The organism is Chryseobacterium sp. CH21 (assembly GCF_004119445.1).
GTDB lineage: Bacteria > Bacteroidota > Bacteroidia > Flavobacteriales > Weeksellaceae > Chryseobacterium.
The window spans coordinates 66,486-80,049 of record NZ_QICI01000092.1 but is presented as its reverse complement, the minus strand read 5'-3'; the positions used below and the strand labels follow the sequence as shown (position 1 = coordinate 80,049).

Sequence of the window (13,564 nt, the reverse complement as noted above, 5' to 3'; positions counted from 1 at the left end):
TATTGATTCAGAAAGTTTTCGACTCCGGTCAGCTGACTTCTCTAAAGTTGTATATTTAATTTATTCGATTAAATTAAAGTAGTAAGTATTAGGAATGTCAGCCTGAGTGGAGTCGAAGGATATGATTATCTTATTAAATTGCAGTAGAGACAGTAAGACTTTCCCATTTCTCAGCGTCTTTCTTTAAAATATCAATTTTGTTATTCAGAAATTCCATCGTTCCTACTCCTAATAATAAATGTACAGGTGGATTTTTCTCTTTACTGATCTGAATCAGTACGTCAGCTGCTTTTTCAGGATCATTAGGCTGATTTCCATTGATTTCATTAAGGTGAGCCTGTTCGGAATTTCTTGCTGCTTCATAGGCCTGAATAGGATTAGCAGGTGTTTTTACCGAATCTTTAGTTAAAAAATCCGTACGGAAATATCCGGGATAGACAACGGTAGCGTGCACTCCGAAGTCTTTTACTTCTTCAGCCAGTGCTTCTGTAAATCCGGCAACAGCAAATTTTGTAGAACAGTAGATTCCCCAGCCCGGGAAATTAGCAGAATATCCGCCGACAGAAGAGATATTGAAGATGTTTCCTGATCTCTGTTCACGAAGATAAGGCATTGCATTTCTGATCACATTTAAGGTTCCGAAAACGTTCACGGCATAATTTTCTCTTGTCTCTTCATCGGTAAGTTCTTCAAGCGTCCCAATTTGTCCATAGCCTGCATTGTTGACAACCACATCAATTCGTCCGAAATGTTCAACGGTTTTTTCAATAGCAGATTTAATGTCTTTATTGTCCGTGATGTTAACGCTGAGGGGAAGGAAGTTTTCTGAAGTCTCTCCGATGGTGGAGATCAGAGATTCAACGGTACGGCTTGTAGCAGCAACCTGAAATCCTTCGGATAGTAATTTTTTTACCAACTCGAATCCTAAGCCTTTTGAAGCTCCTGTCACGAACCATACTTTTTTGTTTCCATTTTTAAATATTGTTTTGTTTAAATGATGGTACAAAGATGGAAACTTATAGAAGGGGAAATGTAGCCGAATCGGGGAATGATGTATCCAAATCGTGAATAAGGTTGAAAATAGTGATCAGGATAAATTTTGTTTTAATCGGTCAATCTGTTCATACATTTTATTGAAAAACATTTTCCTTTCCCGGTTTCCGGATTCATTCAGTGATCGGGAGTTCTTGATCTGATGCTCAAAATAACTCAGAGAATCTTCACAGGTTATTTTATCATTGGTCATCATATACCCGAACATACTGAAGGGTACAAAAAAGGAACATTGTTCTTCATTTTTGAATAAAATACTATTGTTTAAAATGACTAAATCATTCACATAGATCTGAAAATTTGTTTTTTCCAGCGTTTTAATTTCGAGCCCTTCCAGTAATTTTCTCAGGTCTTCCAGAATAAGATCCACATCATTTTTCTTTAATAATCCCATTTCATAATAGAATGAGATTTGTCTCAAAGCACTCATAATCGTAGTGTCATTCCATATTTCTGTTACGTTTTGTTTATCGTAAAGGTCTTTCAGCATTTCATTTTTTACAGAATGGTATTCCATATTAAACTCATGAAACGGGCTCAGAAACTTATCCTGATTCAGTAAATTCATCCACACATAAAACTTGAAACGGGACAGAATGGAATCTGAAATCGTATAAAAAAACGGGATGTCTTTTGCGGAATAAAATACTTTGGAATTGGTGATGTTCTGAAAAACGTTCAAAATCTTCAATGAGTTCTCGAAATAGTTTAAAAGATCTTCGGTGGTTTTTACAGGTTGCGTTCTCTTTACCACCAATTGATTTTCCGTTCCCAGAAACTGATCCAGTGAAATTTGATAGTATTTAGCGAGCTCCAATGCTTCTTCAAAACTGAACTTGGCTTTCATAGAAGTCCTTCTGTGAGCCGCGTCATAGCTGATATTAAGAATATTGGCGATCTCATCATTTAAAGATTTCTCACCTATTTTTCTTCGGATTTCCTTGAGCAGAGCTTCCTGGTGCATAGTTTTGTGATTTTCACAAATGTAGTATTTTTTTGTGGAAAGAGTTTTTGATTTTTTGTTTAGAAGGTGGGAAGCTTGAAGCTGGGGGAAGGGAAGTATCGGAGGTCGAAAGAATCAATAACAATTTAAAAGTAATTGAATTTATAATCACTATTACTATTGATCACCCAAAGTAACTTCCCGCTTCCTTCTTCCCGCTTCCAACCCCTTATTTTGTGATTTTCGCAAACAGGATGTTTTTTTTAATTTTTTTTCACATTCGGAACTGAGTCTTCTGCAGATAATTTTGAACTATAATTTTAAAATAAGAGTTATGAAAACACGAATTTTATTAATAGCAGTTCTTTTATTCAGTAGTCTGGTTCATGCATCAGACAGCATAAAAGTTGATTCTTTAAAACCGAAATTCATTGCAGCTTCACCCTCAAAGAATGTCCGCAATGTCAATGGCCTTTTATTTAAATATTTTGATGAAGAAGACCATTTTAAACCTAAAAAAGTAAATGGATTGGGAATGGGATTCAATTTTGTAGGCATTTTTCTTCCGCCATTGATGCTTTTTAATTTACAGTTACCAGGCAACTATGATTATATAATTGTTCCCCGTGGAAAGATGAATACAATTAACGGACTTCAATTATCGCTCATCAATATGGAACCTACAGTCACTAATGGGTTGGAAATCAATATTTCGAGTAATGTAAATACCTATGCGGTGACCAATGGAATATCTGTTTCTCCCTTTTTTAATCTGCACCACGAAATGAAAGGAGTTTCTGTAGCTCCATTGGCCAATATCGGGAAGAAATGCAGAGGAATACAGATCGGACTATACAATAAATGTGATGATTTCACAGGGATACAGATTGGCGGATGGAATGAGAACGGGAGGAGAAAACTGCCTTTGATCAACTGGAATTTTAAGAAACAGAAAATAAATAAAAAGTGATTATGAAACCAAAAATCAGATTCAAAAAAGCAACCTCTCCTTTCTATTCAGAATTACGTGAAGAGGTGAATATATTGCTGACAGATGAAGTAACTAAAAAGGCCGAAAGACTGATGATCATTAAATTTCTGTTTTATTCTTTAACCTTTCTGCTTTTGTACGCTAATCTTTTTAATCCTTATACCGCAGAAAAAAACTGGCTTGTAATCTTGAATTATATCGCTTTAGGGCTTACAGGAATATTACTGGCTTTCAACTGTGCTCATGACTGTGTGCATAATACATTTTCAAAGTATAAAAAGCTTAACCGAATCATTTATTATATCACATTTAATTTACAGGGCGTCAATGCAAGGCTTTGGAGAAAAAGACATATTGCTTCTCACCATGTATTTCCTAATGTGGATGGCTGTGATGCTGATATTGATGATAATATTTTTTGCGGTTATCTGCGCATCATCCCAAAAGAAGAATACATGCTTATCAGCATTTGTATGCTACCGTGCTGTACTGCTTTTATACTTTACACTGGATTGTGATCAAAGATTTTATTTATGTAAGAAAAAAAAATCTGGCGAATCTCAGAAATCAGAATCATTCCGTCATGTCTGTAATGGAAGTTATCCTGTTGAAATTGGCTTACTTCGGTTATATGTTGATGCTGCCAGTGCTATTTACGGATATTCCGGTGACGATGATTTTAATATCTTTTATCATCATGCATGTGACCATTTCTCTGTTTTTTGTCCTCACTTTGATTATTTCTCATCTGAGCCTCGAAACAGATTTTCCGAAAGCAGATGAGGAAGGGTATCTGCCTTATGATTATTATGAACATCAGCTAGCGGTATCTCTCGATTATCACCCCACCAGCAGATTGGCGAATTGGATTTTTGGCGGATTTAATTCTCATGCAGCGCATCATCTTTTTCCCGGATTGCCGCACACGGTGTATACGATTATTACTCCGGCAATCAAAGAAGCGGCGGCCAGAAACAACTTTCCCTACCATGAAAAGAGTATTGCAGATGCTGTGATCTCACACTATCAATACCTGAAACAATTAAGTAAATGATTTTAAACCCATAAATAATTCAACCATGAAAAATTATAAACTGATATTATTTTTGCTGCTGTTTTCAGCCCGTATTTTTTCACAAAATACCATCAATGATACTGTGAATATTCCAATAGAAGAACCCTTTGACTATAAAAAATATTATGACTGTGATTTTGGAGAAGGAAATGTTTTAATCATCCTCAAAAAAGGAAAAGAATTTACAGACCTTAAAGATTTAAGAAAATCCGGAAAAGGTTTTGCGATTAAAATGGAAGCCATCTACAGTATGGAATTTGCAGATGGAAAAAGATATGAATCCAGTGTGGTGAAAAAAATTACAAATGACAGTCTTTCGATCACGAATTTTTTCAACGAAAATGCGGCTAAACTGGCAGATCAACCGTTTAAATTGATCAATTATCCTCTTTCCTCTTTGAAATATATCCGTTTTATTGACGACAGAATGTTATCTCTGTACAGTAAAAAGAATATTCAGAAGAATTTTGACCTGATGGTGAAGAAAATGGATCGGGCAAAAATGTGTCCTGCTGTTCTTCAGTTTAAAGACAGAAACGGGGAAATGAAAGTCTGTCATTTCTACCTGACATCACAAGGATATGATCTTCTTTACGAAGACAAGGGAAGGGTATATTATTTGGAAGGGAAGGTAGAATGGAAATGATTTTTAGAGAGCGTACAATTTTTCACGCTGTACTCTCTCTTTGTAGAATTATTATCATTAATTTTAATGATAATATTGATTAATACTTGGAAAAAAGTAAAAGGGGTGGTGTATCTACTGAAGAAAAATAATATTTTTGTAATATAGCTAGGATGAATGATGAAAATTAAGTTTTTATTACTGTTTTTGATTATTGGCACTGTGTTTTGTCATGCACAGACCAATAATGAAGAAAAAAATACTCCGGAAAAACGTACTTATGAAGAATTGGAAAAAGAATTCTATAGTACTCGTATGGGAGAAGGAAACAGTAAAAGTATTGCAGATGATTATCTTAAAAAGGCAAAATCTGAAAAAGATGCAACCCATATTGCTGAAGGATACGTCATGCGTCATTTCGAAGAAAATTTATCTGATGCATTAAAGGATCTTGACAGCTTACAACATATCACCCAAAACTCCAAAGAAGATACGTATCCGGCCAGAACTTATTTGTTAAGAGGAAATCTTTATTTTAGAAATGACAATCTTCAGTCTGCATTGAACAATTATATCTTAGGACTGAAGTACGCCAAAGAAAAAGGAAATAAAAGGCAGATTGCCATGGCACATATCAGTATTGCCTATCTGAATAATTATATCGGAAAACATGCAGAGACAGCTAAAGTGCTGAGACACTACGCTTATGATGCAGATTATATGAATGAGGATGAGAAAAAACGCTCAAACTGAATCTGGCTGATGCTTACATAGAAATCAATAAGATGGATTCTGCCTATATTCTGATACAGGATGGCTTACAAGAGTCCAGGAAAAATAAAGATACTTACCGTTATTATGAAAACCTTGGGCTTTTGGGGTATTATAATCTGCATTCAAAAAAATACCAGAAAGCTATTGACGGTCTGTTAGAATGTGAAAAGTATTTCTTTACAAACAATATTAGTGATAAAAGAAGCCAGCATTATACTCTTTTATATTTGGGGAAATCCTATGCCGGACTTCAGCAAAAAGATAAAGCTGTAGATTTTTTCCGAAAGATAGATTCTATGGTTCTTAAAACAAACTATATCTATCCAGAGCTGAGAGATGTATACACCTATCTGATTGATTATTATAAAGAAAACAGTGATACTGAGAAGCAGCTGTATTATGTAGAGCGGTTTTTGAAGGTGGATAATGTTCTTGATTCCCAGTTCAGATATATTTCCAGAGAGCTTCCGAGAAGATATGATACACCGGAACTTCAGCAGGAAAAGGAAAGCATTACTAATGAGCTTACAAAAAGAAAGAGTCTGTTTTATATAGTGTTGAGTCTTTTATTGATATCACACTTGTTATTCATCAACGTATATTTTAAGTATAAAAAGTCTGAAAAAAACTATAAAAAGATTGCTCAGGATCTGATTCTGTCTGCTAATGAAAGAAGGTTTGATAGAGACTATAAATCTGAACCGGAAAAAGAATCCTTCTCTGAAAATCTTGCAGCTGAAAACACCGGAAATACAGAAGACAGAACTAGCAGAACAATCTCGGAAGATATTGCCCAAAGTATTTTAAAAGAACTTGAACTATTTGAAAACAAAGACCTTTTTTTGAATAAAGGGATCACCCTGGGAAGTCTTGCTAAAAAAATAAAAACCAACTCGAAATATCTCTCGGAAATTATCAATACGCACAAAGGAAAAAACTTTGCAACGTATCTTAATGATCTCCGTATTGATTATGCCATCAGCAGACTGGCCAATGACAGAAAATTCAGGTCTTATAAAATTCCTTTTATTGCCGAAGAATTAGGATATAATAACGAACAGGCTTTTACTTTAGCCTTCAAAAAAAGAACCGGAACACCTCTTTCTATCTATCTGAAAGAAATTGAAAATATGACCGGGAAATAGGTTTAACTTATTGATTTTCATTTTATTTGTGTTTATAGATTCATGATTTTAGGTATATAGATTTATGAATCTATATACCATACACTTGTGTCGTTATTCCACTTCCTGCATCTTTGCTTCAGGTAAAAACACAACCATTTATTTTGTATGTGCACAATACAAGATATCAATTCAAAACTGTTGATTCGTTACAATCTTAAGTCAGGAATTGTATCATAAGAACTAATAATAAAGAGGATAAAAACCTGAAATAATAACCAAGAAAATACAATGTAAATCATGAGATAATTGTTCATAAAGTTTAGAAATATAAAAGTGTAGTGATTATTTAAAAATCATAAGCAGTTAAAAACAAAATCCGGTGGTGAATCCGCCACAATGTTTAAAAGTATAGTATAGTGTAAAAATGGATGTATGACCGGGTAATGTACCACGAACGTATCACTTAAAAACTAATAACCATTTCAATAAAACTAATTCCAAGAAAGCTCAGAGTAAAATAAAATTTTATTCTTTTTAAAAGTGATAGTGTAAAGTGTTCATTCCGGATCAATACGGATTTTATTGAAGTTCAGGACAATATTGAGTGGAAATGTACCCTGAAAATGCAGAAGAATAAGCAGAAGAAAAAAGGTGAATTTCCTGAACTGTAAGTTTAAATGCTTGTTAAATGATTTTTAAAGACAGCGCAATCATCAAGTTGCGCTGTTTTTTTGTAACTTTGCGGACATTAATTTTTATATAAAAAATTTATCATCAACAAATGAAAAAGCAAACGATCAAAGAAGTCCTAAAGGATTACAAGAAAGTATTACATCATGACATTACAGTTTACGGATGGGTAAGATCCTTCCGTGCTAATCGCTTTATTGCGCTTAATGATGGTTCTACGATTAATAATTTGCAGATAGTTGTTGATTTCGAAAATTTTGATGAAGCGATCCTTAAGAATATCAGTACAGCTTCTTCCCTTAAAGTAGTAGGAGAAGTAGTAGAAAGCCAGGGAGCAGGACAATCTGTGGAGATTATTGCTAAAAAGATCATTGTTTTAGGAGATAACTTTACAGAAGAGCTTCAGAGTACGATTCTTCAGCCTAAGAAACACAGCCTTGAAAAGCTTCGTGAGCAGGCACACTTAAGATTCAGAACAAACCTTTTTGGTGCAGTGTTCAGAGTACGTCATGCAGTAAGCTTTGCGGTTCACTCGTTCTTCAACCAGAACCAGTTTTTCTATATCAACACCCCGGTTATTACAGGAGCAGATGCAGAAGGAGCAGGTGAAATGTTTGGAGTAACAAACTTTGACCTGAATAACATGCCGAAAACTGAAGAAGGAGAAATTGATTTTTCACAGGATTTCTTCGGTAAGAAAACCAACCTTACCGTTTCAGGACAGCTTGAAGGAGAAACTGCAGCAATGGGATTGGGAAGAATCTATACTTTCGGACCTACTTTCCGTGCTGAAAATTCTAACACGACAAGACACCTTGCTGAGTTCTGGATGATTGAGCCGGAAGTGGCATTCAACAACCTTGAAGATAACATCGACCTTGCGGAAGATTTCTTAAAATATGTGATCCAGTATGTATTGGATAACTGTAAAGATGATCTTGAGTTCTTAGACAACCGTTTTGCAGAAGAGCAGAAAACAAAACCGGAAAAAGAAAGAGCAAAAGAAGGTCTTATCGAAAAACTTCAGAATGTAATAGCGAAGCGTTTCAAGCGTGTAAGCTATACAGAAGCTATCGAAATCTTATTGAACTCTAAAGAAAACAAAAAAGGAAAATTTGCTTACCCGGTTGAAAAATGGGGAACAGACCTTCAGTCTGAGCATGAAAGATACCTTGTAGAAAAACATTTTGAAAGCCCGGTAGTATTATTTGACTATCCGAAAGAAATCAAAGCGTTCTATATGAAACTGAATGATGACAACAAAACCGTTGCTGCTATGGATGTTCTTTTCCCTGGTATCGGTGAAATCATCGGTGGATCAGAGAGAGAAGCGAGATTGGATGTTTTAAAACAGAAAATGGCAGATATGCATGTAGATGAGCACGAGCTTTGGTGGTACCTTGATACCAGAAAATTCGGTTCTGTGCCGCATGCGGGCTTTGGTTTAGGACTGGAAAGACTGGTTCTTTTCGTAACAGGAATGACGAATATCAGAGACGTAATTCCTTTCCCTAGAACACCGAAAAGCGCTGAATTCTAGAACAATAAAAAAAGCCTTAATCACAAGTTAAGCTTTTTTATTATTTAATAGTTTATTATATTAAGGTAAGTCATGCAAAAATCATGCTAAATGTGTTTTTTATCAAATAAATTTATTAAATTCGTAGAATATGTTATGTTAAAACGCAAATTAGAATATGCTTAAACAACACTTACAACTCAAATTAGGACAAAAGCTGGCCCCTCAGCAGATCCAGTTGATGAAGCTTATTCAGCTCCATACTCTTGAATTTGAAGAGGAACTGGAGAGAGAGTTAGAAGAAAACCCGGCTTTGGAAATTGCAAAAGAAGATTCTAAAGAGGATGACTATTCTTCTCTGGAAGACGCTTATCAGGATGAGGGTACAGAAAGCATTGAAACAGATTTCGACGTCAATGAATATATCTATGACGACGAACCAAGCTATAAAACTGCATCCAGTAACTATTCTCCGGATGATGAGGAATTTGATAACGAAAGCCTTCTAACGGAGGGACAATCTTTATATGACTATCTTACAGAACAGATTCACCTGGTTAATATCAATGAAGAAGATCTTAAGATTGCAGAATATCTTATCGGAAACTTAGATACAGACGGATATCTGAGAAGAGAGATCAAATCTATTGTGGATGATCTGGCTTTCTCACAGGGAATTTATACCACGAAAGAAAGAGTAGAGGACGTCCTTGAAAACTATGTTCAGAAACTGGATCCATCAGGAGTAGGAGCAAGAGGTCTGCAGGAATGTTTACTATTACAGATTGAAAAGAAAGTAAGCTCAGACAAAGCAGTTTCTTTAGCTGCCAATATCTTAAGATATCAGTTTGAAGCTTTAACGAATAAGCATTATAATAAGATCATTCAGAAATATGATATTGAAGAAGAAGATCTGAAAGATGCTCTGGATGAAATCTCAAAACTGTCTCCTAAAGTAGGAGGGAATTTTGATACCCAGACTATTACAATCAATCAGGAAATTATCCCGGATTTTGTGATTCAGGTGAAAGACGGACAGGTAATTCCTATGCTGAACAGCAAAAATGCACCTACTTTAAGAGTTTCTGAAGAATACAAAGACATTCTGACTACTTATTCTCATGATAAGAATTCATCAGAACATAAGCAGGCCGCATTATTTATCAAGCAAAAACTGGATGCTGCAAAATGGTACATTGATGCTATTAATCAACGTCAGAATACCTTATTACAGACGATTACTGCGATTGTAAAGTTCCAGAAGGATTATTTCATTACCGGAGACGAAAAGTCTCTGAAACCAATGATTCTGAAGGACGTTGCAGATATTACAGGATTTGATATCTCCACCATTTCAAGGGTGGTAAAAAGTAAGTATGCAGATACTCCTAATGGTATAGTATACCTAAAAGATCTGTTCTCCGACAGCTTAACGAATGACGATGGAGAAGAAGTTTCTACCAAAGAGATCAAAACCCACCTTCAGGAAGTCATCAGCAAAGAAAATAAGAGAAAACCGCTTACAGATGATGCATTAGTAGTCATTCTGAAAGAACAGGGGTATAATATTGCCAGAAGAACGATTGCAAAATATCGTGAACAGCTTAATATTCCTGTCGCAAGATTAAGAAAAGAACTTTAAAACATAAAAAGCATTTCAATTTGAAATGCTTTTTGTTTTTTATTTGAATGGTAGGAGAAAAAACTTTAATCCACGTCAAGTAACCCCTGTTAAGGTTTTAAATCTTGACAAGGGTTATCCAATAATTTTGCTATTTCGCGATTTTACGATTTTGCATTTTAACCTTCAGCTCTGCTTTACATGCTCTAATCCCAGTTCCCTCATAGAAATTTCACGCATCTCCACCTTTCTTATTTTTCCGGAAATAGTCATTGGAAATTCATCTACAAATTTCCAGTATTTCGGGACTTTATAGTGGGCAATTCTTCCTTTACAGTATTCCTCAAGTTCTTCTGCAGTGATGGTGAACCCTTTTCTCACTTTTACCCAGGCCATTACTTCTTCCCCGAATCTTTCACTAGGAACTCCAATGATCTGAACATCCAGAATGTTGGTATAAGTATATAAAAAATCTTCAATTTCTTTAGGGGAGATGTTTTCTCCACCACGGATGATGAGGTCTTTTATCCTTCCTGAAATCGTAATATAGCCGTCTTTATCCATTACTGCCATATCTCCGGTGTGCATCCAGCGGGCATCATCCAGTACCTTTTTGGTGTTTTCGGGATCATTCCAGTATTTTAGCATGACAGAGTAGCCTCTTGTACAAAGCTCACCATGTTCTCCGCGTTGCAGAGTTCTGCCATTTTCATCAATGATTTTTATTTCAAGATGATCCTGAACAGTTCCTACAGTACTGACCTGCTTCTCCAATAGCGTTCCTATTAAAGTCTGAGTAGATACTGGTGATGTTTCTGTCATTCCGTAGCAGATACTCATTTCTTTTATATTCATAAGGCTTTCCACCTTTTTCATAATCTCCGGAGGACATACTGAACCAGCCATAACCCCTGTTCTTAAGCTTGAAAAATCATAAGTATCAAAATCCTTTACTGCCAGTTCAGCAATAAACATCGTTGGGACACCATACAAAGAAGTACATTTTTCATCCGAAACGGCTTTTAAAGTAATATCCGGATCAAAACTGTCATTAGGAATGACCATACAGGCACCGTGCGCCACGCAGCACATATTTCCGATAACCATTCCAAAGCAGTGATAAAAAGGTACAGGGATACAGACACGGTCTTTTTCCGTATATTTTAATCTGATACCGATAAAATAACCATTGTTGAGAATATTATGATGAGAAAGAGTAACCCCTTTCGGGAAACCTGTAGTTCCGGACGTATATTGAATATTAACAGGATCATCGAACTGTACATGCTCTTCAAAACTGTGAAGGAATTCATCTGAAATATCCTGGCCGTTATTCACAAATTCTTCCCAGTTTTCATCAAAGAAAATTTCATGCTCAAGAGTAGGGCACACCTCCTTGGCATATTCCACCATTTCTTTGTAGTTGCTGGATTTGAAACTTAAAGAAGAAAAAATAAAACGAATTTCAGATTGATTAAGGACATACGTTAACTCATGAGTTCTGTAAGCCGGATTGATATTAACTAAAATAGTTCCTATTCTCGCCGTAGCAAACTGTAAAAGCACCCATTCATAACGGTTGGAAGACCAGATCCCTATTCGGTCACCGGCTTTTGCGCCTAAAAGAAGCAAAGCTTTTGCAACAGCTGTAGTTTGATTATAAAATTCCTGGTAAGTAGCTCTGTAATTCTGATGAACACAGACTAATGCTTCCTGATGGGGGTATTTTTCGACAGTCCTTTTAAGATTGGCTCCGATGGTCTGTCCTAATAATGGAACATCAGAAGTTCCATATACATAAGATAAGGGCATAGTGTAAGATTTGGTGGGCTAAAATTAATGATTATATCCCGAACTATGCCTATGAATATTAACTTTCCTGCGAATCTATTTCTTTAAGCTGATTTAAATTTTTATCAAGTTTTCTGATAATAGTACCATAAACCAATCTGTAATAAAACCAGATCATAGATATGGCCAGTAAAGTGCTCACAACTATTCCTACAATGATGATGGTAAGATTGGAGCCGCTAGGCTGTATATTCTGAGAATCTAAAGTGTAAAATATAAATGCTGTCAGTACAAAAGTAAATACTACTAATAATACAATACTGATCAGAATAAATGCATTGACCGTTGTTTTGAATTTAATAATCCTGGTGATCAGCCCCTTCAGATTTTCCTCAATCTTGATTCTTCGGTAATTCTGATAGAATTTCAATACAAAATATGCTGTGATTAAAAGACTCAAGATCTTTATAGCTAAATAAACATGCCCGAAGTTGTTCTCTACCTCAGGAGCTTCCTGAGCGCCAAGCCTTTCTAACATTTTACGGAAACTGTCCGATTCTTCCTCCGGGAAAAGATAAAATAGTCCCAATACGGAAAAGAACAGAAATTCTACAACACTGATCCAGAAAATATATTTTACATAATTACGTGATTTTCTATTCAACATCTGAAGGATCTCCTTGTTGTCATATTTAGGCTGAACAGGTTGTTCCTGCCATGTTTTTTTAAAACTATCTAAATCAAATTCAGGCATATTTTTCCATCTGTTCTTTAAGGGTTTTCTTTAATCTGTTCATTTTCACACGTGCATTAACTTCGGTGATTCCGAGGTTTTCTGCAATATCCTTGTAAGGCAGATCGTCAAGATACATCATGACAATAGCTCTTTCCACATTAGGAAGAGTCTTGATTACAGTATACAAAAGTGATACCTGTTGTTGTTTTTCATCATCATCTTCCACAAAATCTCTGTGATTGATGTCCAGCTCATTGGTAGGAAGGCTTTTGCTTTTTTTTCTAAAGAGGGTAATGGCGGTATTGAGCGCTACACGATACATCCATGTGGAAATCTTGGAATTTCCTTTAAAAGAATCATAACTTCTCCAGAGTTGTAAAACAATTTCCTGGAAAAGATCCTCTTCATCCTCCAGAGAATTGGTATAAAGACGCGATACCTTAATAATCAGTCCCTGATTATCTTTGATAAGCTGCGCAAATTCTTTTTCTCTGGAATCCATAGATATATAATGACACGAAGATAATAATAAAGTGGTAATTGGAGAAAATTATAATACAAAATAGTGAAAAGGCAAAAAAGCTAAAAATCGGATAAACAAAATTAGCTTCTCTGCTTC

13 protein-coding genes are annotated in these 13,564 nt (G+C 35.4%); 8 read left to right on the top strand and 5 right to left on the bottom strand.

Going from position 1 to position 13,564, the window contains the following annotated elements:
- Nucleotides 1-133: 133 nt before the first annotated feature.
- The gene (locus tag BOQ62_RS19455; protein ID WP_262708368.1) at nucleotides 134-949 is read right to left on the bottom strand and encodes an SDR family oxidoreductase; all 816 of its coding nucleotides are present in this window, start codon (nucleotides 947-949) and stop codon (nucleotides 134-136) included.
- A 138-nt stretch (nucleotides 950-1,087) separates the two neighbouring features.
- Nucleotides 1,088-2,017 (bottom strand): helix-turn-helix domain-containing protein, encoded by a 930-nt coding sequence (locus BOQ62_RS19450; RefSeq protein ID WP_129042056.1) that lies wholly within the window; start codon nucleotides 2,015-2,017, stop codon nucleotides 1,088-1,090.
- A gap of 313 nt (nucleotides 2,018-2,330) precedes the next feature.
- Here BOQ62_RS19450 and BOQ62_RS19445 point away from each other — a divergent pair, with 313 nt between their 5' ends.
- From BOQ62_RS19445 to rpoN, 8 genes are all read left to right on the top strand, one after another.
- Nucleotides 2,331-2,966, top strand: coding sequence for an LA_2272 family surface repeat-containing protein (locus tag BOQ62_RS19445; RefSeq protein ID WP_129042055.1), 636 nt, complete (start codon nucleotides 2,331-2,333; stop codon nucleotides 2,964-2,966).
- Between the two features lie 2 nt (nucleotides 2,967-2,968).
- A complete protein-coding gene (locus BOQ62_RS23985; RefSeq protein WP_129042054.1) occupies nucleotides 2,969-3,505 on the top strand; it encodes a fatty acid desaturase family protein in 537 nt (178 codons plus the stop codon).
- Entirely contained in the window at nucleotides 3,469-4,041 is a 573-nt protein-coding gene (locus BOQ62_RS23980; protein WP_262708367.1) for a fatty acid desaturase family protein, read from the top strand. Before BOQ62_RS23985 ends, BOQ62_RS23980 begins: the two co-directional genes overlap by 37 nt.
- Nucleotides 4,042-4,066: 25 nt before the next feature.
- Nucleotides 4,067-4,708: a hypothetical protein gene (locus BOQ62_RS19430; protein ID WP_129042052.1), complete on the top strand. Its 642-nt coding sequence runs from the start codon at nucleotides 4,067-4,069 to the stop codon at nucleotides 4,706-4,708.
- Nucleotides 4,709-4,864: 156 nt separating this feature from the next.
- Nucleotides 4,865-5,440 carry a hypothetical protein gene (locus tag BOQ62_RS19425; RefSeq protein ID WP_129042051.1) on the top strand — a complete coding sequence of 192 codons (576 nt, stop codon included), beginning with the start codon at nucleotides 4,865-4,867 and terminating at the stop codon, nucleotides 5,438-5,440.
- Nucleotides 5,441-5,472: 32 nt separating this feature from the next.
- Nucleotides 5,473-6,606: a helix-turn-helix domain-containing protein gene (locus tag BOQ62_RS19420; RefSeq protein WP_129042050.1), complete on the top strand. Its 1,134-nt coding sequence runs from the start codon at nucleotides 5,473-5,475 to the stop codon at nucleotides 6,604-6,606.
- A 763-nt stretch (nucleotides 6,607-7,369) separates the two neighbouring features.
- Nucleotides 7,370-8,818 carry an asparagine--tRNA ligase gene (asnS, locus tag BOQ62_RS19415; RefSeq protein ID WP_129042049.1) on the top strand — a complete coding sequence of 483 codons (1,449 nt, stop codon included), beginning with the start codon at nucleotides 7,370-7,372 and terminating at the stop codon, nucleotides 8,816-8,818.
- Nucleotides 8,819-8,975: 157 nt separating this feature from the next.
- A complete protein-coding gene (rpoN, locus tag BOQ62_RS19410) occupies nucleotides 8,976-10,439 on the top strand; it encodes an RNA polymerase factor sigma-54 (RefSeq protein ID WP_129042048.1) in 1,464 nt (487 codons plus the stop codon).
- A 165-nt stretch (nucleotides 10,440-10,604) separates the two neighbouring features.
- On the opposite strand, the gene BOQ62_RS19405 is transcribed toward rpoN, so the two are convergent.
- Genes BOQ62_RS19405 through BOQ62_RS19395 form a run of 3 tightly spaced genes read right to left on the bottom strand, consistent with a single transcriptional unit; the run spans nucleotide 10,605 to nucleotide 13,447 of the window.
- Nucleotides 10,605-12,230, bottom strand: coding sequence for an AMP-binding protein (locus BOQ62_RS19405; protein WP_129042047.1), 1,626 nt, complete (start codon nucleotides 12,228-12,230; stop codon nucleotides 10,605-10,607).
- Between the two features lie 58 nt (nucleotides 12,231-12,288).
- A complete protein-coding gene (locus BOQ62_RS19400) occupies nucleotides 12,289-12,963 on the bottom strand; it encodes a beta-carotene 15,15'-monooxygenase (RefSeq protein ID WP_129042046.1) in 675 nt (224 codons plus the stop codon).
- Nucleotides 12,956-13,447: an RNA polymerase sigma factor gene (locus BOQ62_RS19395; protein ID WP_002976998.1), complete on the bottom strand. Its 492-nt coding sequence runs from the start codon at nucleotides 13,445-13,447 to the stop codon at nucleotides 12,956-12,958. Before BOQ62_RS19395 ends, BOQ62_RS19400 begins: the two co-directional genes overlap by 8 nt.
- Nucleotides 13,448-13,564 lie beyond the last annotated feature (117 nt).

Excerpts from the sequence above, each read along its gene's own strand:
- rpoN (WP_129042048.1), top strand. The coding sequence starts at position 8,976 with ATGCTTAAACAACACTTACAACTCAAATTAGGACAAAAGCTGGCCCCT.
- asnS (WP_129042049.1), top strand. The coding sequence starts at position 7,370 with ATGAAAAAGCAAACGATCAAAGAAGTCCTAAAGGATTACAAGAAAGTA.
- BOQ62_RS19445 (WP_129042055.1), top strand. The coding sequence starts at position 2,331 with ATGAAAACACGAATTTTATTAATAGCAGTTCTTTTATTCAGTAGTCTG.
- BOQ62_RS19450 (WP_129042056.1), bottom strand. The coding sequence starts at position 2,017 with ATGCACCAGGAAGCTCTGCTCAAGGAAATCCGAAGAAAAATAGGTGAG.
- BOQ62_RS19395 (WP_002976998.1), bottom strand. The coding sequence starts at position 13,447 with ATGGATTCCAGAGAAAAAGAATTTGCGCAGCTTATCAAAGATAATCAG.
- BOQ62_RS19420 (WP_129042050.1), top strand. The coding sequence starts at position 5,473 with ATGGATTCTGCCTATATTCTGATACAGGATGGCTTACAAGAGTCCAGG.
- BOQ62_RS23985 (WP_129042054.1), top strand. The coding sequence starts at position 2,969 with ATGAAACCAAAAATCAGATTCAAAAAAGCAACCTCTCCTTTCTATTCA.
- BOQ62_RS19430 (WP_129042052.1), top strand. The coding sequence starts at position 4,067 with ATGAAAAATTATAAACTGATATTATTTTTGCTGCTGTTTTCAGCCCGT.
- BOQ62_RS19405 (WP_129042047.1), bottom strand. The coding sequence starts at position 12,230 with ATGCCCTTATCTTATGTATATGGAACTTCTGATGTTCCATTATTAGGA.
- BOQ62_RS19400 (WP_129042046.1), bottom strand. The coding sequence starts at position 12,963 with ATGCCTGAATTTGATTTAGATAGTTTTAAAAAAACATGGCAGGAACAA.
- BOQ62_RS19425 (WP_129042051.1), top strand. The coding sequence starts at position 4,865 with ATGATGAAAATTAAGTTTTTATTACTGTTTTTGATTATTGGCACTGTG.